This is a genomic window from Aliivibrio sp. S10_S31, assembly GCF_014694495.1.
Classification (GTDB): domain Bacteria; phylum Pseudomonadota; class Gammaproteobacteria; order Enterobacterales; family Vibrionaceae; genus Aliivibrio; species Aliivibrio fischeri.
This window is the reverse complement of sequence record NZ_JAAUWR010000002.1, coordinates 294,757-312,994: the sequence shown is the minus strand read 5'-3', so window position 1 is coordinate 312,994 and position 18,238 is coordinate 294,757. Positions and strand designations below refer to the sequence as shown.

Annotated in this window: 16 protein-coding genes; 8 read left to right on the top strand and 8 right to left on the bottom strand. The window is 38.8% G+C overall.

The window, feature by feature from the left end; all coding sequences use genetic code 11:
* Window positions 1–161: 161 nt before the first annotated feature.
* Window positions 162–1,037: a hypothetical protein gene (locus HC728_RS02975; RefSeq protein ID WP_054776005.1), complete on the top strand. Its 876-nt coding sequence runs from the start codon at window positions 162–164 to the stop codon at window positions 1,035–1,037.
* Window positions 1,038–1,354: 317 nt separating this feature from the next.
* Window positions 1,355–1,588 (top strand): zinc ribbon domain-containing protein, encoded by a 234-nt coding sequence (locus HC728_RS02970; RefSeq protein WP_054776004.1) that lies wholly within the window; start codon window positions 1,355–1,357, stop codon window positions 1,586–1,588.
* On the opposite strand, the gene xseA is transcribed toward HC728_RS02970, so the two are convergent.
* Window positions 1,581–2,930 (bottom strand): exodeoxyribonuclease VII large subunit, encoded by a 1,350-nt coding sequence (gene xseA, locus HC728_RS02965; RefSeq protein WP_190395113.1) that lies wholly within the window; start codon window positions 2,928–2,930, stop codon window positions 1,581–1,583. The genes HC728_RS02970 and xseA overlap by 8 nt on opposite strands.
* A gap of 208 nt (window positions 2,931–3,138) precedes the next feature.
* Between xseA and guaB the strand changes: the two genes are divergently transcribed.
* The 3 genes from guaB (at window position 3,139) to HC728_RS02950 (ending at window position 8,210) form a co-directional block, all read left to right on the top strand.
* The gene (gene guaB, locus HC728_RS02960; protein ID WP_005417956.1) at window positions 3,139–4,602 is read left to right on the top strand and encodes an IMP dehydrogenase; all 1,464 of its coding nucleotides are present in this window, start codon (window positions 3,139–3,141) and stop codon (window positions 4,600–4,602) included.
* 219 nt (window positions 4,603–4,821) lie between these two features.
* Window positions 4,822–6,375: a glutamine-hydrolyzing GMP synthase gene (gene guaA, locus HC728_RS02955; RefSeq protein ID WP_005417959.1), complete on the top strand. Its 1,554-nt coding sequence runs from the start codon at window positions 4,822–4,824 to the stop codon at window positions 6,373–6,375.
* A 275-nt stretch (window positions 6,376–6,650) separates the two neighbouring features.
* The gene (locus HC728_RS02950; protein WP_011261373.1) at window positions 6,651–8,210 is read left to right on the top strand and encodes an AbgT family transporter; all 1,560 of its coding nucleotides are present in this window, start codon (window positions 6,651–6,653) and stop codon (window positions 8,208–8,210) included.
* Between the two features lie 74 nt (window positions 8,211–8,284).
* Here the strand turns inward: HC728_RS02950 and HC728_RS02945 are convergent, their stop codons facing one another.
* The 3 genes from HC728_RS02945 to HC728_RS02935 are packed head-to-tail and all read right to left on the bottom strand — an operon-like array spanning window position 8,285 to window position 10,663.
* Entirely contained in the window at window positions 8,285–8,920 is a 636-nt protein-coding gene (locus HC728_RS02945; protein ID WP_012533547.1) for a transcriptional regulator, read from the bottom strand.
* 59 nt (window positions 8,921–8,979) lie between these two features.
* On the bottom strand, window positions 8,980–10,257 hold the full coding sequence (locus HC728_RS02940) for a serine dehydratase subunit alpha family protein (protein WP_190395112.1): 1,278 nt from the start codon (window positions 10,255–10,257) through the stop codon (window positions 8,980–8,982).
* A gap of 25 nt (window positions 10,258–10,282) precedes the next feature.
* Complete coding sequence (locus HC728_RS02935) at window positions 10,283–10,663, bottom strand: Rid family detoxifying hydrolase (protein WP_190395111.1); 381 nt, start codon at window positions 10,661–10,663, stop codon at window positions 10,283–10,285.
* A gap of 296 nt (window positions 10,664–10,959) precedes the next feature.
* Here HC728_RS02935 and HC728_RS02930 point away from each other — a divergent pair, with 296 nt between their 5' ends.
* Window positions 10,960–12,264 carry an amino acid permease gene (locus HC728_RS02930; protein ID WP_038155148.1) on the top strand — a complete coding sequence of 435 codons (1,305 nt, stop codon included), beginning with the start codon at window positions 10,960–10,962 and terminating at the stop codon, window positions 12,262–12,264.
* Window positions 12,265–12,331: 67 nt separating this feature from the next.
* Here HC728_RS02930 and fghA read toward each other — a convergent pair whose 3' ends face one another.
* Window positions 12,332–13,174, bottom strand: a complete 843-nt coding sequence (gene fghA, locus HC728_RS02925; protein ID WP_065597218.1) for an S-formylglutathione hydrolase — start codon at window positions 13,172–13,174, stop codon at window positions 12,332–12,334.
* 217 nt (window positions 13,175–13,391) lie between these two features.
* Window positions 13,392–14,540, bottom strand: coding sequence for an S-(hydroxymethyl)glutathione dehydrogenase/class III alcohol dehydrogenase (locus tag HC728_RS02920; RefSeq protein WP_005417972.1), 1,149 nt, complete (start codon window positions 14,538–14,540; stop codon window positions 13,392–13,394).
* A 175-nt stretch (window positions 14,541–14,715) separates the two neighbouring features.
* Between HC728_RS02920 and HC728_RS02915 the strand changes: the two genes are divergently transcribed.
* Together HC728_RS02915 and tadA are read left to right on the top strand one after the other, a co-directional pair.
* Window positions 14,716–15,588, top strand: a complete 873-nt coding sequence (locus HC728_RS02915; RefSeq protein ID WP_012533647.1) for a LysR substrate-binding domain-containing protein — start codon at window positions 14,716–14,718, stop codon at window positions 15,586–15,588.
* On the top strand, window positions 15,589–16,104 hold the full coding sequence (gene tadA, locus HC728_RS02910; protein ID WP_017018629.1) for a tRNA adenosine(34) deaminase TadA: 516 nt from the start codon (window positions 15,589–15,591) through the stop codon (window positions 16,102–16,104).
* A gap of 59 nt (window positions 16,105–16,163) precedes the next feature.
* Here the strand turns inward: tadA and HC728_RS02905 are convergent, their stop codons facing one another.
* Together HC728_RS02905 and mltF are read right to left on the bottom strand one after the other, a co-directional pair.
* A complete protein-coding gene (locus tag HC728_RS02905; protein ID WP_012534071.1) occupies window positions 16,164–16,322 on the bottom strand; it encodes a hypothetical protein in 159 nt (52 codons plus the stop codon).
* Between the two features lie 143 nt (window positions 16,323–16,465).
* The gene (gene mltF / locus HC728_RS02900; RefSeq protein WP_065603564.1) at window positions 16,466–17,953 is read right to left on the bottom strand and encodes a membrane-bound lytic murein transglycosylase MltF; all 1,488 of its coding nucleotides are present in this window, start codon (window positions 17,951–17,953) and stop codon (window positions 16,466–16,468) included.
* Between the last annotated feature and the right edge of the window lie 285 nt (window positions 17,954–18,238).

Here is an 18,238-nt window from a genome sequence, read left to right as displayed (position 1 = left end):
AAAGCGGGAAGCGTCTAATCCTGCCAAAAAAAAGAAAGCGAAAACCATTTCCGCGACAAGTGCTTTATAAAGCACCGCGCTACCCTTATAAAAAAAGAGCCGCTAGCTGTTAAGCGAGCGGCATTAACCTAGTTGTTGGGCGTTTTTTTTAGGTAAAAATCATGACTCAATTAGCAGCAACTGAAATTTTATTTTGTCATAACACATGGCAATCAGACTCCACTGTGCAACTTATCAAAGAAACAGAGCAAGGAAAGTGGATTATTACTAAAGCAACACCATTTCATCCTGTTAGCCATATTTGGCCAGATCACCCAGAAGATAAAGGTGTAATACTGATTAATAACGAAGAATACTCAGTACTTGCTTGTCAAACTGGAGCTATAGAACTTGCTACAGTTGAGCTTTATATTGGAAAAGATATTCCAATTAAACGTGGCGAAGAGGGATGGGTCTTTGTAGTTTCGCATTTAATCTCTAAAGATGCGGATATAGCAGTAGAAAATACTGTTACTTTGCGTGTTGATGAGGAGTATCAAAAAGCATTAAGTCGTGGTCATAGTGCAGGGCATATTGCTTATTTAGCACTAAATAAAGTGCTTCATGCTAACTACTGGCGTAAAGATGCTGATAGAAAAGACGAATTAGGCCACTATAATTTTAATAGCTATGCGCAAGAAACTAGCTTTGTATCTGAAGATCATTGTGAAGATGTATATCGTTTAGGTAAAACATTACGTAAGCGTGGTCTTAATAGTGCAGAGATGATGGCGGATCTTCAGACAATAGAAGAAGCTGTCAATCATCAAATTATTGAGTGGCTTGCCCTAGAAAGCCAAGTAACTATGCAATGTGATGGTAAAGCGTTAACCGATTCACGTTACTGGATAGTAGATTTTGGTATAGATGGAATAGCAAAACTTCCTTGTGGTGGTACGCATGTTAGTTCATTTAAAGAATACGCAACAATTACTGTCAAATTGGAAGAGAAAAGTGAGCAAGAGCTCCTTATGCTAACAACATCGATTAAAAAATAATCTAAAAAATGGAAATTACATTCCATGTATATTTCATTCTGCATTTTGTGTAATTAGAGTATTTTTCACTGAAAATCATAAGCCAAAGAATGATTGATGTGCTGGATCTTCTGATATTAAATGTTAAATTTAGATTTTTATGTGGTTTTAAATTGAAAAACAGCATATGTAACTAATGCTTTCGGGGTGTGGTTATATAAATGTTCTTAAAGGGCATGATCGCTGATCAGATCCCTATAAGCATGAAGATCCACATCATTTGAATATACTGAATAAAGAGTATTATTGAATAAGAACGATTAAAGAAGGAATGAGTGATGCAAGAAAATCAATGTCCAAAATGCCAATCTGAATTACGTTGGCAGAAAGAGGGTTATCATTGTGACTTTTGTCAGATAGATTTTAAGAAAGTGGTTTATTGCCCTGATTGTAATAAAGAAATGGAAAAGCTTAATGCTTGTGGCGCAGCAAGCTATTTTTGTCATGATTGCAATGAACTTAAGTCTAAATCACGAGCAAAAACGGAATTTTCTGAAATTGCAATTAGCTAAGTTCAGATGCTTTAGTTACCGTTGATGTAATATCACCATCAGCAAAACGAGTGGTAATGTTATCACCTAACTCCACTTGTTTTGTTGAAGTGATGATCTTCCCATCTTGATTGTGAGTGATGGAATAACCACGCATTAAGGTAGCTAAAGGGCTTACTGTATCGAGTTTCTCTGCTGCTAAAGCTAATTGATGGCGTTGCATTAGTAGATTTCTATCCATTGAATCTAATAAGCGACGTTTGAGTTCTTCAATATGCAATTTATCTTGAGAGATTCTTTTTGTTGGTGATAAATTGTTTAATCGTAGCGTTAAGTTTTCAACTCTGTATTGTTGACGTTGAAGGCGCTGCTGAATATGATTCATCAACCTCTGATTAAGATCATCTAAGCGTTGGCTTTGATTGTTTAGCTGCATCTGAGGGTGTTGCTTTTCAATTCGGTGTTGATAAGCAGATAAGGAGCGTTGTTGATGTGATAAATAACGTTCCATTGCACTATTTAAACGGCGCTTCTGATGAGCAACTGTTTGTAATTGTGCAGATAAATCACGACTCACTAATTCAGCGGCAGCTGAAGGGGTAGGTGCACGAACATCAGCAACAAAGTCAGCAATAGTAACATCAATCTCATGGCCAACCGCACTCACTATTGGGATCTCACTTGCAGCAATGGTTCTCGCAACAATCTCTTCATTAAAACACCAAAGATCTTCTAATGAACCACCGCCTCGACCGACAATTAAAATATCACATTCATTACGACTGTTAGCTCGCCCAATAGCTTGAGCTATCTGTATAGCGGCGCCGTTTCCTTGAACCATAGTTGGATAAATTACAACAGGTAGGTTTGGATCTCGTCGCTTTAATACATGGAGAATATCAAAAAGGGCAGCCCCTGTTTGTGAAGTAATGATACCAACACGTTTTGGTTGTTCAGGTAAGGGCTTCTTAGCTGTCTGAGCAAATAACCCTTCTGCGGCCAGTGACATTTTTAGTTGATCAAACTCTTGTTGAAGACGGCCATCTCCCTCAGGTTGCATACTTTCAATGATAAGTTGATAGTCACCACGAGGTTCGTAAAGAGAGAGGCGGGCTTTAACAAGAACTTGTTTACCGTTTTGTGGTTTAAAGGTAACTCGTCGGTTATTGCCTTTAAACATGGCACATTTCACTTGTGCTTGACTGTCTTTTAATGTGAGGTACCAGTGGCCAGAAACAGGCACTGTAAGATTGGAGATTTCGCCGACTAACCAGACAATTCCCATCTCGTTCTCTAATAATAGGCGAACTTCAGCATTCAATCGAGAGACAGTAAAGATACGAGGATTTGAATCGAGAGACATCAGAATGCCTTAGACATGGCTATAGGAATTAGCGGCAATATAATACATATCAAGGGGGTAATTGCAAATTAAAAATAAATAAATGTGTAGCCAAGCGTTTGCGCTATGCGTATAATCCGTCTGCAATATCAAATCCAAAACACTTTATTATGCGAAACGATAAAGTGGGATTTATTCCTTTAAACACCTTTGTTGTGAGATATTGCAAATGCTACGAATCGCAAAAGAAGCTCTAACCTTCGATGACGTTTTACTCGTCCCAGCACACTCAACAGTTCTTCCTAACACTGCTGATCTTCGCACTCAGTTAACCAAGAACATTTCTCTGAATATTCCAATGATCTCAGCATCTATGGATACGGTAACAGAAGCGCGTCTTGCTATTGCATTAGCGCAAGAGGGTGGCATCGGTTTTATCCACAAAAACATGTCTATTGAACAGCAAGCTGAAGAAGTTCGCCTAGTTAAAATCTTTGAAGCTGGTGTTGTTTCGGCTCCTGTCACTGTTCGTCCAGACGCAACTATTCAAGATGTTAAAGAACTAACAGAGAAACACGGCTTTGCTGGCTTCCCTGTAGTAACTGAAACTAATGAACTTGTTGGTATTATCACAGGTCGTGATGTTCGCTTTGTAACTGATTTATCTAAGAAAGTTGACGTTGTAATGACGCCAAAATCGCGTTTAGCTTCTGTTAAAGAAGGCGCTACTCGTGAAGAAGTTCAAGAGAAAATGCATGAAGCGCGTGTAGAAAAAGTATTGGTAGTGAACGATGAGTTCCAACTAACCGGTATGATCACTGCAAAAGATTTCCATAAAGCAGAACGTAAACCAAATGCATGTAAAGACGAGCGTGGTCGTCTACGTGTAGGTGCTGCAGTAGGTGCAGGTGCAGGTAACGAAGAACGTGTTAAAGCACTAGTTGAAGCTGGTGTAGATGTTCTATTAATCGACTCTTCACACGGTCACTCTGAAGGGGTGTTAAACCGTATCCGTGAAACACGTGCTGCATACCCAGATTTAGATATTATCGGTGGTAACGTTGCTACAGCGGCTGGTGCAAAAGCATTAATCGAAGCTGGCGTAAGCGCTGTTAAAGTGGGTATTGGTCCAGGTTCAATCTGTACAACTCGTATCGTAACAGGCGTTGGTGTTCCTCAAGTAACAGCTATTGCAGATGCAGCATCAGCAGCGGCTGAATACGGTATTCCAGTCATCGCTGATGGCGGTATCCGTTTCTCTGGTGACATCTGTAAAGCAATCGTAGCTGGCGCATCATGTGTGATGGTTGGTTCAATGTTTGCTGGTACAGAAGAAGCACCAGGCGAAGTGATTCTTTACCAAGGCCGTTCATACAAAGCATACCGTGGTATGGGTTCTCTAGGTGCAATGTCTCAAGGTTCTTCAGACCGTTACTTCCAATCAGATAACGCAGCAGATAAATTGGTACCAGAAGGTATCGAAGGTCGTATCGCATATAAAGGTCGTCTAAAAGAGATCGTTCACCAACAAATGGGTGGCTTACGTTCAAGCATGGGCCTAACAGGTTCAGCAACAATTGAAGACATGCGTACTAAAGCTGAATTTGTTCGTATTTCAGGTGCAGGGATGAAAGAGTCTCACGTGCATGATGTTCAAATTACGAAAGAAGCGCCTAATTATCGTTTGGGTTAAAAGAAGCGCCTAGACTAATTTTTCTTAATTTTCTTTGCAGAATCTTCCGATTTCGTTGTCAAAGGTACTCATTTACACTTGTAAACTCCGTGCCTTTTCCTAGAACTCGAATGATTCTGCTTTGAAATATAAAGAAAAAATACTTTGTACCAAATTCAATTTTAAGCGTGTGGTTTATATGAAAGCCACACTAAATAAATGATTTTTTGAGAAAGACTAATGACGACTAATATCCACGATCAACGTATTCTTATTTTAGATTTTGGTTCTCAATATACGCAGCTTGTTGCGCGTCGTATTCGTGAAATCGGTGTTTACTGTGAGCTTTGGAGCTGGGATGTAGAAGAATCTGACATCCGCGATTTTAATCCAGACGGTATCATTTTATCTGGTGGCCCTGAGAGTGTTACAGAAGAAAACTCTCCTCGTGCACCACAATATGTATTTGATTCAGGTGTTCCTGTATTTGGTGTGTGTTACGGCATGCAGACAATGGCAGAGCAACTGGGTGGTAAAGTTGCAACATCAACTGAGCGTGAGTTTGGCTATGCAGCGGTACAAGTAACTGGTGAATCAGCGTTATTTAAAGATCTTGAAGCAACTCAAGATGTTTGGATGAGCCACGGTGATAAAGTCGTTGAAATTCCATCTGATTTTGTAAAAATTGCAGAGACTGAAACATGTCCATACGCTGCAATGGCGAATGAAGAGAAAAAATACTACGGTGTTCAATTCCACCCAGAAGTAACTCACACTAAAAATGGCATGAAAATGCTTGAGAACTTTGTTCTTAATGTGTGTGGTTGTGAAGGTTTATGGACATCAGCTTCTATTATTGAAGATGCCGTTGCTCGTATTAAAGAGCAAGTAGGTGATGATGAAGTGATTCTTGGTCTATCTGGTGGCGTTGACTCATCAGTAGTTGCAATGCTTGCTCACCGAGCAATTGGTGACAAACTAACGTGTGTATTCGTTGATAACGGTTTACTACGTTTAAATGAAGCTGATCAAGTAATGGAAATGTTTGGCAACAAATTTGGCCTAAACATTATTCACGTTAATGCTGAACAGCGTTTCCTTGATGCACTAGAAGGTGAGTCGGATCCTGAAGCAAAGCGTAAGATCATCGGTCACGTATTCGTAGATATCTTTGATGAAGAATCTAAGAAACTGAAAAATGCTAAATGGTTAGCACAAGGTACTATCTACCCTGATGTTATTGAATCAGCAGCATCTAAAACAGGTAAAGCTCACGTAATTAAATCACACCATAACGTTGGCGGCTTGCCAGATGATATGGAAATGGGTCTTGTTGAGCCTCTACGTGAATTATTTAAAGATGAAGTTCGTAAGATCGGTCTAGAACTAGGCTTACCTTATAACATGCTTTACCGCCACCCGTTCCCGGGGCCAGGTTTAGGTGTTCGTGTTCTTGGTGAAATTAAGAAAGAATACTGTGATTTACTTCGCCGCGCAGATGCTATTTTCATTGAAGAATTACACAATGCAGATCTTTATAATAAAGTATCTCAAGCATTCACTGTATTCTTACCAGTTCGTTCTGTTGGTGTAATGGGTGACGGTCGTAAGTACGATTGGGTTGTTTCTCTACGTGCTGTTGAGACTATCGACTTTATGACTGCGCATTGGGCACATTTACCATACGATTTCTTAGGTAAAGTATCTAACCGTATTATTAATGAAGTTAATGGTATTTCTCGTGTAGTTTACGATATTTCAGGTAAGCCACCAGCAACAATCGAGTGGGAATAATCCTCAATAATTGTTGATATGAATTTTGTTTATTAAAGCGCCGAAAGGCGCTTTTTTTGTTTCTATTGTAATGCAAATATTAACATTGTTAGATAGATGTTTCATTGAAACATTAATTTACAAATTAAACATTTGTATAGCGCTGAAAATGCAATGTATTAAGCTTTTCTTGGCAATATCTGGTTTACACTGATTTAGCAAAGGAATAGATAAAGAATAAAAAAAATCAAATCTCTTTATCTTTAAATACAACATTACAGAAAATGGAGTTACTAATGAGTAACCAAGTAGCAGAGAAAACACCTAAGCTTAGCGGCATGGATCGTTTTCTGAATACAATCGAACGAGTAGGTAACAAGATACCAGATCCTGCACTACTGTTTTTCTGGGGCCTTTTAATTGTTTGGGGTCTTTCAGCGCTATTATCACAAGTACAATTTGACTTAATTCACCCAGTAACCCAAGACGCGGTTCAAGTGAAAAACCTTTTAACTGGTGATTCTCTAGCAAACTTTTTAGCAACAATGGTAACGAACTTCACGGGCTTTGCTCCTTTAGGTATCGTATTAGTTGCTATGTTAGGTGTAGGTGTTGCAGATACTTCTGGCTTTATTCAAACTGGCCTAAAGAAAATGCTTAACTTTACGCCTGCTAAACTATTAACACCTATGCTTATTCTTGTTGCTATCGTTTCGCATACAGCAGCAGATGCAGGTTACGTTTTAGTTATTCCTCTAGGTGGTATTATTTTCCACGCAGCAGGCCGTCATCCACTAGCTGGTATCGCAGCAGCATTTGCTGGTGTATCTGGTGGTTTCTCTGCAAACTTTATCCCATCAGGTATTGATCCATTACTGGCGGGCTTTACGCAAACTGCGGCTCAAGTACTAGATACGTCTTATATTGTTAACCCATTAGCAAATATTTACTTTACTGGTCTTTCTTCAATTCTAATTGTTGTGATCGGTTGGTATGTAACAGATAAGATTATCGAGCCTCGTTTAGCAAATACACCAGTAGACGAAGATGCTGAAGAAGCACCTGATCTAGGTTCATTTACTGAGATTGAATCTAAAGCATTCAAATTTGCTGGTTGGGCGATGGTTGCAGGTATTGCATTATTAATTGCTTTAATCTACCCAGAAAATTCAGCACTTCGTTCTCCTGATGGTGAAATTACGTCATTCTCAGCACCATTAATGAAGTCAATTGTTCCACTTATCTTCATTCTATTTATTATTCCTGGCATTGTTTATGGTCGTGTTTCAGGAACATTTAAGAGCAGTAATGATGTAATCAAAGCAATGTCACAAACGATGGGTACAATGGGTGCATACATGGTTATGTCATTCTTCTGTGCACAATTCTTAGTGGCATTCAGTCAATCAAACATCGGTACAATTCTAGCAATGTACGGTGCTGATTTCTTAAAAGCGATGGACTTACCTGGTCAAATGACCATTATTGGTATGATTTTACTAACGGCAATGGTTAACTTATTGATTGGTTCAGCATCTGCTAAATGGGCTCTAATTGGTCCTGTATTAGTACCTATGTTAATGGGTGTTGGTATTTCACCTGAACTTTCTCAAGCGGCTTACCGTGTTGGTGATTCAGTTTCGAATATTATCTCTCCTTTAATGGTATTCTTCCCATTAGTAGTGGTTTACTGCCAACGTTACGTTAAGTCTACGGGTATCGGTACTCTTGCTTCTCTAATGATGCCATTCTCTATTGCTATGTTAGTTGGTTGGACAGTATTCCTACTTGCATACTGGGCTCTAGGCATTCCACTAGGTATTCAAGCGCCATACACATATAACCTTCCAGGTTAATTTGTATTAGTAAAAATAAAGCCCTGAGAATGCTGAGTTCTCAGGGCTTTTTTTATGAGAGTAAAGAAAGGGGATTACTTGAACTTTCTTAGGTATCGATAAACAGAATCTTTAGATACATTAAGAATATTCGCCGTTATTTGAATCGCATCTTTAATATTAAAAGCCCCTTGGTGATGTAAGCGCTCAACGATCGTTCTTACTCGGCGTGAAACGGCAATGCTTTCATCTTCAAATACATCATGTTGTATTTTTGCTATTGAATCAGTAAGCATTTCAATACTGTCTTTGGCAAACGTTTCTGGTGACGCTGTGAGTTGATTCGTTTGAGGAAACAGATCCATAAAGAAACTGTTCATAGGAACATCAAGATTTGAATTAATACAAAGTAAGGCAATTGGGGTGCCATCTTCATTTCTAATCATCGATGTGACAGAGCGTAGCAATTCCCCTTTTTCGGTACGAGTAAAATAAGGGGTAGAGACATCAGAATCTGTTTTTAATTTCTCTAGTGCTAGGTTCGTGATAGGCGCACCGATGCCTCGGCCTGTTACATGCCCATTAGCTATTTTAATAATGGATGGGTTATCCGAGTCTAAAGAGTGCAATACCACTTCTACATGTTTACCAAACATTGCAGCAATGCCATCAACAATACTGTAAGTTGATTTGAGTATGAGTTTATCGGCTGTAGTTAGTTTATGTAGCATATATGTTCTTTATGTTGGTGAAATGAGATGTCACTTAACGGGTAAGTGACATCTTTTCATTATGACGCCATTATTTCAATGATTTCATGATCAATATTCGGCATACCTGTTGTGATCATTCTGCCAATGTTTTTAATTGTCTTTTCAACATCATCAGCGATCACACCTTGTTTCGTTACACAATGATCATTTAGTGCTAACAGAGCAGATTTCATTGCTGATTGAGCGCTACTTCCCACTTTCATTGCACATGTTGATTTTGCACCGTCACAAATCATACCGCTGGTATCACTGATGGTATTTTGAATGGCTGAGCAAGATTGTTCAAACGTGCCACCAGCTAGATATACCATCGCCATTGATGCTGCAGCAGAAGTAACAGCATTACCACAAAAAGCAGAAAGTGGTGGGTAGTGAGATTTAATATAAATGGCACCAAGATGACTCATGATAAAAGCTCGAGCTAATTTTTCATCATCAGCATTAAAAAAGTCAGCCATTTTTACTACTGGAATAGTCGCAGCAATGCCTTGATTACCACTGCCATAATTTGACATGGCTGGTAGCGTTGCGCCTCCCATACGCGCGTCAGATGCTGCAGAAGTATAGATCAAAATGTCACTATCTAGACTTTTAGCAAGTAACCCTTTTTCAATGTTCTTTTGATAGGTGCGACCGACTTCTAAACCGTAAGGGTTATTTAAACCTTCTTGAGCGAGAGCGATATTTAACTCTTTTGCTTCTAAAATAAATTTAATGTCATCAAACTCTGCTTGGGTAGCAAAGTCATAAATTGATGAGATAGTGATATCAATGCCATCACAAATTGACGCTGTAGATGTTTTTGGTAAAGAGGAATCCAGCGTGAAAATGACGTTATCATCAAGACGTTTTTCAATAATTAGAGTGTGACCACCGCTAATCGTAACTTCAGCATTATGAACTGCATTTTTAGCAATAACTCGGCAATAAATAAATTCGTCAGTGGTTTCTCTTTGAACGACTACGCAGCCATTATCAATGAGCTTTTGTGCTTCATCTACTTCTTCTTCAGTTATCTTTGCTAATACTTCTAAGCCAGCATCAGGATTGCCACCTATTGCCCCTGTTGCTGCTGCAATAGCAAGACCAACTCTACCTGTTCTTGGTACAAAAACACCCATGCTATTTTTGTATAAGTTATCAGAAACAAAAACATCTATTGTTTCTGGTTTAGAACCAAGCATTTGTGTAGCCACGCTTGCAGCATAAGCGGCACAAATTGGTTCAGTACAGCCAAGAGCTGGTTTTACAACACCTTGTAGAATATCAATGTACTGTTTCCAGATAGAGTTCATGATGGTCACCTTTTATATCTAATTATTATTTTTGATGTGCAATCGCTTCAACTTCAACTAATACGCCAAGTGGAAGATCTTTAACGGCAAAACATGAGCGAGCAGGGCAGTCTGTTTTGAAAACGGTTTTGTATACTTCGTTAAACGCAGCGAAATCAGCAATATTTGCAAGGTAACAAGTTGTTTTTAAAACTGTGTTTACATCACCGCCACCAGCTTCAATAACTGCAATTAAATTTTGCAGAGACATTTGTGACTGTTCTGTGATTCCACCTTCAACTACTTTAGAAGTAGAACCATCTATAGGTAATTGACCTGATGTAAAAATAAGACCGTTAAATTGTGTGCCATGAGAATATGGGCCAATAGCTTCAGGTGCAGATGCAGCAACAATAATTTCTTTCATATAAACCTACTTACTTGCAATAAATTTTGAATTTTAAGTTATTTTTTAAGTTGTGCAAAAATAATTGCATTAAACTTGTTAGGTGAATTTATGCTTAATTGGCAGGCAATGCAATAGGTTTTTGTTATTTTTGTGTTTATTTTTCGAACTGAGATCTCGCTATCATTTCAAATAAATTTGCATTGTTATTTTTATTATTAGGAGTAAATTCTTCAAAAGTTGCATTTATACCTAGAAAGTATGATGCATTATTAATAATAAAAAATAGCGTACCCTACACAAAGATGGAGTTTTATATGAACACAGCTACATTGCCGAGTCATCATCATGAGAGAGATGGAATGAATGACTCTGAGTGGAAAAAAGCGACGAAATTCGATAGTACTGATATTGGTTGGATTGTAATCAGTATTGGTATGGCTATAGGCGCAGGGATTGTTTTTTTACCTGTTCAAGTTGGTATTATGGGGCTTTGGGTTTTCCTTTTATCTTCAATTATTGGTTACCCAGCCATGTATTTGTTTCAAAAACTTTTTATTAACACTCTCGCAGAAGCAAAGACATGTACGGATTACCCAGGTGTTATTACTGGTTATTTAGGTAAAAACTGGGGGATCGCTCTAGGCGTTCTTTATTTCATAATGTTGGTTATTTGGGTGCTGGTTTACTCGCTAGCAGTCACTAATGACAGTTCATCATATTTGCATTCTTTTGGTGTGACTGAAGGGCACTTAAACGATAACGTATTTTATGGTTTAGGCCTAATCTGTGTACTTGCTTTTATTGGTTCTAAAGGCGAGAAATTATTATTTAAACTTTCAGGGTTTATGGCGGTAACGGTTCTGTCTTTAGTGGCAATTATGGGACTATTGCTAGTATCTCGTTGGGATATGGCAAATATTCCAGCAATGGGAACATTTGGACCAATGCTAAAAGATGCGATTATTACCTTACCTTTTACTTTAACTTCTATCCTGTTTATCCAATCATTAAGCCCTATGGTGATTTCATATCGTTCACATGAAAAATCTATTGAGGTTGCTCGTTTTAAAGCGCTACGAGCAATGAATATTGCTTTTGGTATCTTATTTGTTGTTGTTTTCTTCTTTGCTGTTTCTTTTACTTTTGCGATTAGCCAAGAGCAAGCAGCAGAAGCAATGAATAAAAATATTTCAGCACTAGCGATTATTGCACACTATTTCCCTGGCAGTTGGGCAACGGTTACAGGTATCGTGATTAATATCTTCGCTGTTGTGACATCATTCTTTGGTGTGTTTATGGCATTCCAAGAAGCGTGTCGTGGTATTGCCATGAATATACTATTAAGACGTATGGATGAATCTGCGATTAATAAAGAATTGGTAAATAAACTCATTACTGTATTCATTATTTTACTTGCATGGTCTGCTGTTGCGTTAAATGCGCCTATCTTATCTTTTACCTCGATTTGTAGTCCTGTTTTTGGTTTGGTTGGTTGTTTAATTCCAGCTTATCTTGTGTATAAAGTACCGACACTTCATAAGTACAAAGGGGTAGCAACAAATCTAATTATTATTACTGGTATCCTGCTTTGTATCTCTCCAATACTTGCATTTATCTAAGACTAATTTTCTAAATAACATAAGAAAGCCCAGAGATATTCTCTCTGGGCTTTTTCTATTTATGCTGTTATTTATTTAAGTGAGAAGCGTGGAATTTTAAATGTTCATCAATAAATGTTGAGATGAAGAAGTAGCTATGGTCATAGCCTGGTTGCATTCTAACTTCAATATCAGTTCCTGATTTCTCTGCTGAAGAGAGAAGGTATTCAGGTTTTAATTGTTCTTCTAAAAAGCCGTCAGCTTCACCTTGGTCAACTAAGATTGGAAGTTTTGAGCCTTTTTTAAGAAGTTCAGAACTATCGTATTCTAACCAAGCTTCTTTATTATCACCTAAGTATAAACCTAACGCTTTTTGTCCCCATGGACAGTTAATTGGGCTAGCAATAGGGCTAAAGGCAGAAATAGATTGATACATATCTTGGTTTTTTAAGCCGATGGTAATAGCACCATGACCACCCATACTGTGACCAGAAATCGATTTTTTATCTGATACAGGGAAGTGTTCTTCGATTAATGATGGTAGCTCTTTTGTCACATAGTCATACATATGGTAGTGACGGTTCCAAGGAGCTTGAGTTGCATTTAAGTAGAACCCTGCACCTAGGCCAAAATCGTATGCACCTTCTGCATCATCAGCGACGTCTTCACCGCGAGGACTTGTATCCATAGCCACAATAGCAATACCTAATTCAGCTGCTTTTTTGAAAGCACCAGCTTTTTGCATGAAGTTTTCATCAGTACAGGTTAAGCCTGATAACCAGTATAAAACAGGAACCGGATTACTTTCAGATGCGTTTGCAGGTAAGAAAATAGCAAAGCGCATATTGCAGTTTAGAGATGATGAAGTATGTGTGTATTGTTTGTGCCAACCACCCGCAACTTTTGCTTGGCTGATATTTTCGATTGTCATGATGAGCCCTTTTATATTTGATTCGTATCAGCGAGATCACTGTATTGAATAGGTATCTACTGGTTGATTTTGAAGTGCTTTAAAATAAAGGATGAAACACTCAGTAAGATTATCTATAAATTGCGCCACCCACGCAGATAAGCATACTGTCTTTATATAAAGCACTTGGAGATCAAAAGTAGAATAGGGGCTAGAGTATCTAACCCCTCACTTTTACTTATTTATCCATATGTAGAACAGTACGGATAGATTTACCTTCGTGCATTAGATCGAACGCAGCGTTTACATCCGCAAGACCCATAGTGTGAGTGATGAAGTCATCAAGCGCGAACTCACCTTGCATGTAACGGTCAACGATACCTGGAAGTTCAGTACGGCCTTTAACACCACCGAATGCAGAGCCACGCCATACACGACCAGTCACAAGTTGGAACGGACGAGTTGAGATCTCTTGACCCGCACCAGCAACACCGATGATGATTGATTCACCCCAACCTTTGTGACAACACTCAAGAGCCGAACGCATAACGTTAACGTTACCGATACATTCGAAAGAGTAATCAACACCACCGTCAGTCATTTCAACAATCACTTCTTGAATTGGCTTGTCGTAGTTCATTGGGTTGATGCAATCAGTCGCACCTAATTTTTTAGCCAGTTCGTATTTACTTTCGTTCAAGTCAACACCGATGATGCGACTTGCTCCCGCCATTTTTGCACCGATAATAGCTGAAAGACCGATACCACCTAGACCGAATACAGCAACGGTGTCGCCTTTTTCAACTTTAGCAGTGTTAAGAACCGCACCCATACCTGTAGTAACCCCACAACCTAGAAGACAAACTTCTTCAAGAGGGGCATCTTTAGATACTTTCGCTAAAGAGATTTCAGGAAGAACCGTGTATTCAGAGAACGTAGAGCAACCCATGTAATGGAAGATAGTTTCACCGTTAATAGAGAAACGGCTAGTCCCATCAGGCATAAGGCCTTGGCCTTGAGTTTCACGAACCGCTTGGCAAAGGTTAGTTTTGCCAGATTTACAGAATTTACACTCACCACATTCAGCAGTGTAAAGAGGGATAACGTGGTCACCGACTTCAAGACCCGTTACGCCTTCACCCACCATTTCAACAATACCGCCACCTTCGTGACCTAAGATTGAAGGGAAGATACCTTCTGGATCATCACCAGATAGAGTGAATAGGTCAGTGTGACAAACACCAGTAGCAACGATGCGAACTAATACTTCACCCGCTTTAGGAAGTTGAACATCCACTTCTTCCATTTTAAGAGGTTCGCCAGCAGCCCAAGCTACCATTGCTTTAGATTTAATGTGAGTTTGACCAGGTTTAATATCAAGCGCCATTGGATTTTCCTTTTAATATATTCGGATGAGCAGTCAACTAAAGCGTAGTTGAGTTTTTTATTTCTGCTCTCTCGTCTTGTTGGGTGTCATTATAAGTATTTCGCATCAATTGATAATACGTTAGAATGGTAAATAATTTTTACGAATACGTAATAATAGTAGTGGAGAATAGCCTGTGATTGATTGGGAAGGGGTAACGGAATTCGTTGCCGTTGCTGAAGCGCAAAGCTTTACTGGAGCCGCTAGAGCTCTTGATACTTCTGTTGCTCAAATTAGCCGTAAAGTCGCGGCCTTAGAGGATCGTCTTTCAATTAAATTATTGATAAGAACGACTCGAAAAGTTTCTGTAACGGAGGCTGGGCAAACTTATTATCAACATTGTCGTCATTTAGTTGAAGGTTTAAAACAAGCTGATAGAGCTATTACAGAGCTAAACGCAACTCCTCAAGGACGCTTAAAAATCACGTCTTCAGTGACATATGGTGAGCAATTGATCGCACCACTACTGAGTGATTTTATGCTGATGTACCCACAGCTTGAACTTGAACTTGTTTTATCAAATCAAACATTAGATTTAGTTGAACAAGATTTTGATTTAGCGATTCGATTAGGGCGTTTAACCGATTCAACCATGATGGCAAAACGTCTATCTAGCCGCCAAGTGCGCGTATGTGCTTCTCCTGGTTATATTGAAAAACATGGTGAACCTCATACCTTATCTGAATTATCGCAACATAACTGTTTAGTTGGTAGCTTGCCTATTTGGCGCTTTATTGAGAATAAAAAAGAAAAAAGTGTAAGAGTAAAAGGATCTGTTCACTGTAATAGTGGAGCAGCTTTAACGAATGCGGCATTAAAAGGGTTAGGTATTGTTCAGCTGCCTGATTTTTATGTTCAAGAATCAATGGATAAAGGCGAGCTAGTAGAAATCCTCGTTCCTTATCGTGAACCAAAAGAGGGTATCTGGGCTGTGTACCCGAATAACCGACACCTTTCCACTAAGGTTCGTTTATTAGTTGAATTTTTAGCACAAGAGCTAGCTGAATAAATGAGTGTTAAACAAGAAAGCAGAGATGCAAGTTTCTATATGCAACGAGCAATGGAACTGGCTGCTATCGCAGAACAAGAGGGTGAAGTTCCTGTTGGTGCCGTGATTGTCTTGGATGATGAAATCATAGGAGAAGGGTGGAATCGCTCAATCAGTACTCATGATGCAACTGCTCATGCAGAGATGATGGCAATTAAACAAGCGGGCAGTAAAATTGAAAACTATCGCCTAGTTGATGCGACATTATACGTTACGTTAGAACCATGCCCTATGTGTGCTGGTGCTATTGTTCATAGCCGCATTAAACGTGTTATTTTTGGTGCATCGGATATGAAAACTGGGGCATCAGGAAGCGTGATAAACCTGTTTACTTCAGCAACGGCTTTTCATTTTGTGGAATGTGAATCAGGCGTGATGGAAGACGCATGTCGTTCTCAGTTGCAGGCGTTTTTTAAAAGAAGACGTAAAGAGAAGAAAGAAGAGAAAAAAGCCAGAAGGGAAGCTGAGCAGAAATAAAGACGAATAGGATCTAAAAAGGCAAGCCATTATTGGTTTGCCTTTTTTCTTTTGTATGTCTATCGACAAGAGAAGGGTTCACCTGTGTCGAATAATGCTTGAGCGTATGAACGTTGACGTTGTAAGACTTTTTTGTGGTTATTCAGTAGCTTTCTACGACGTTGTGTACTGCTTCTGAGTGTACTTTTACTTTTTGGTTTTCTTCTACCAGAGAGCATAAACTCCCCCTAATTAAACGAATAAAAAGCGCGTTATTGTATTTGTAAACGCGCATAAAAATAAATGATGTGGAATGCAGATTAAGCCTCTATTGTTACCGTATTATGACGATGAATCTGCGATAAGATTCACCATTATAAAATTACTTTTTAACCTCAATGGCTTGGCTAACACTGGCTTCTGCTGATGATAAAGGAACATCGATGACTTGTAGATCTTCAACTGTTAGTTCTTCTTGTTTTAACTTGTTCGCTTGTTCTTGTTCGTAACCAATAATACTTTGATAATAACGTCTAATGTTTTCAACGTAATTCTGCGCTTCATCACCACGTGCAAAACCATATCGTAAGTATCGGTAATAACGATGTTGACGAAGTAGTGGTAAATTGTCTTTTACATCAGTCCATGAGTCAGGATCGCCACCTAAACGCTGCGTTAGACGCCTTGCATCCATCATATGACCAAAACCTATGTTATATGAAGCCAGTGCGAACCAAATTTTTTCATGCTCAGTGATAGAGTCAGGAACACGTTTCACAATTCGACGTAAATATTCAGCACCACCACGGATACTTTGTTCTGGATTTAAACGATTCTTAACTCCCACAGATTGGGCTGTTGGTAGAGTTAGCATCATCATACCACGAACCCCAGTTGGTGATTTAGCAAGAGGGTTCCAATGAGACTCTTGATAAGAAAGAGCTGCAAGGAATCGCCAATCAAAATCACCTGCGTATTTTTTAAATAGCGGTTCCCATTTTGGTAGTTTGCTTTCTAATGCACGGATAAAGGCGCGAGTATCTACATAATCAAAAGACTCTACGTGGCCAAAATATTTTTCTTCAAGAAGGGCAAGTTTACCGCTTTCTTTCAACTCACCAAAAAATTCAATTAATAGCGCCTGTAAGCTGTCATCTTCGGTTTGTTGTAAGAACCATGCCACGGGTTGATCTTCTGTAACTTCAAAAGCAACAGCCAGATCGGGATGAATACGTTGAGTGAGTGATAATTCTACTGAATCAGCTAAGGTGTAATGTATTTCACCTGTTGCTACTTTTTTCAAAAGTTCGCTCACATCAGTATCTGCTGCGGTATTCCAATCAAGATTTGGGTACTTTTCTTTTAATTTTATAAGCGTACCTTCAAAACTTGAATCTTTAACAATGGTAAGGTTTTCATCAAGTTGAGTTAGGTTTTTTATATTGCGTGGTCGCCAACTTCCTTTCTTATAAACGACTTGTTGGCTGACATAATAGTAGACAGGACCTGGACGGAATTTTTGTAAGCGTTCAGGGGTAATTGTCATGTTGGCTGCAATGATATCGACTTCATTACGCTCCAATGCAGGAAATAAGCCTGAATAAGTATACGCAGGGGTGATCTCTAGCTTTACTTCTAACTTTTCAGCAAATGCTTTAGCAAGATCATAATCTAATCCCGTAGGACCATTTGAACCAATGTAATAAGAAAGTTGGTTATTTAATGTGCTGACTCGTAAGATGCCACGTTCTCTAATTTGCTCTAGTTTGGTTTTGGGTTCAGATTCTACCTGACAACCGGTTAAGGTAATTAAAAGGGTAGAAATAACCAAACAAGATTGTATGAATCGGTGATGTCGAATGCGGCTCAAGTCAGGATGCTCTTTTTAAAATTTAAGGCGTAGTTATATCAAATGGTAAATAAAGAGGCAAAAGTGCGGTAACAAATTACAACAATAATTAGATATTGAGACAGATAAAGTGCATTGTATGGTTAATTATTGTCCTATTTTAAGGAAATTACGGTTCGTTACCCTTTTTTTTAAAAAAAATACGCAAACGGTTGCTTTTGGTGTTACTTCACAAAAAAAAATCCTTTATAATGCGCTCGCAATAGCAGAGGTAACATCGGCATAGTCACTATGAGCCATGAGTAT

What these genes read in the sequence shown, in the direction of transcription:
- HC728_RS02975 (WP_054776005.1), top strand. Translation starts at nt 162, where the DNA reads ATGACTCAATTAGCAGCAACTGAAATTTTATTTTGTCATAACACATGG.
- HC728_RS02970 (WP_054776004.1), top strand. Translation starts at nt 1,355, where the DNA reads ATGCAAGAAAATCAATGTCCAAAATGCCAATCTGAATTACGTTGGCAG.
- xseA (WP_190395113.1), bottom strand. Translation starts at nt 2,930, where the DNA reads ATGTCTCTCGATTCAAATCCTCGTATCTTTACTGTCTCTCGATTGAAT.
- guaB (WP_005417956.1), top strand. Translation starts at nt 3,139, where the DNA reads ATGCTACGAATCGCAAAAGAAGCTCTAACCTTCGATGACGTTTTACTC.
- guaA (WP_005417959.1), top strand. Translation starts at nt 4,822, where the DNA reads ATGACGACTAATATCCACGATCAACGTATTCTTATTTTAGATTTTGGT.
- HC728_RS02950 (WP_011261373.1), top strand. Translation starts at nt 6,651, where the DNA reads ATGAGTAACCAAGTAGCAGAGAAAACACCTAAGCTTAGCGGCATGGAT.
- HC728_RS02945 (WP_012533547.1), bottom strand. Translation starts at nt 8,920, where the DNA reads ATGCTACATAAACTAACTACAGCCGATAAACTCATACTCAAATCAACT.
- HC728_RS02940 (WP_190395112.1), bottom strand. Translation starts at nt 10,257, where the DNA reads ATGAACTCTATCTGGAAACAGTACATTGATATTCTACAAGGTGTTGTA.
- HC728_RS02935 (WP_190395111.1), bottom strand. Translation starts at nt 10,663, where the DNA reads ATGAAAGAAATTATTGTTGCTGCATCTGCACCTGAAGCTATTGGCCCA.
- HC728_RS02930 (WP_038155148.1), top strand. Translation starts at nt 10,960, where the DNA reads ATGAACACAGCTACATTGCCGAGTCATCATCATGAGAGAGATGGAATG.
- fghA (WP_065597218.1), bottom strand. Translation starts at nt 13,174, where the DNA reads ATGACAATCGAAAATATCAGCCAAGCAAAAGTTGCGGGTGGTTGGCAC.
- HC728_RS02920 (WP_005417972.1), bottom strand. Translation starts at nt 14,540, where the DNA reads ATGGCGCTTGATATTAAACCTGGTCAAACTCACATTAAATCTAAAGCA.
- tadA (WP_017018629.1), top strand. Translation starts at nt 15,589, where the DNA reads ATGAGTGTTAAACAAGAAAGCAGAGATGCAAGTTTCTATATGCAACGA.
- HC728_RS02905 (WP_012534071.1), bottom strand. Translation starts at nt 16,322, where the DNA reads ATGCTCTCTGGTAGAAGAAAACCAAAAAGTAAAAGTACACTCAGAAGC.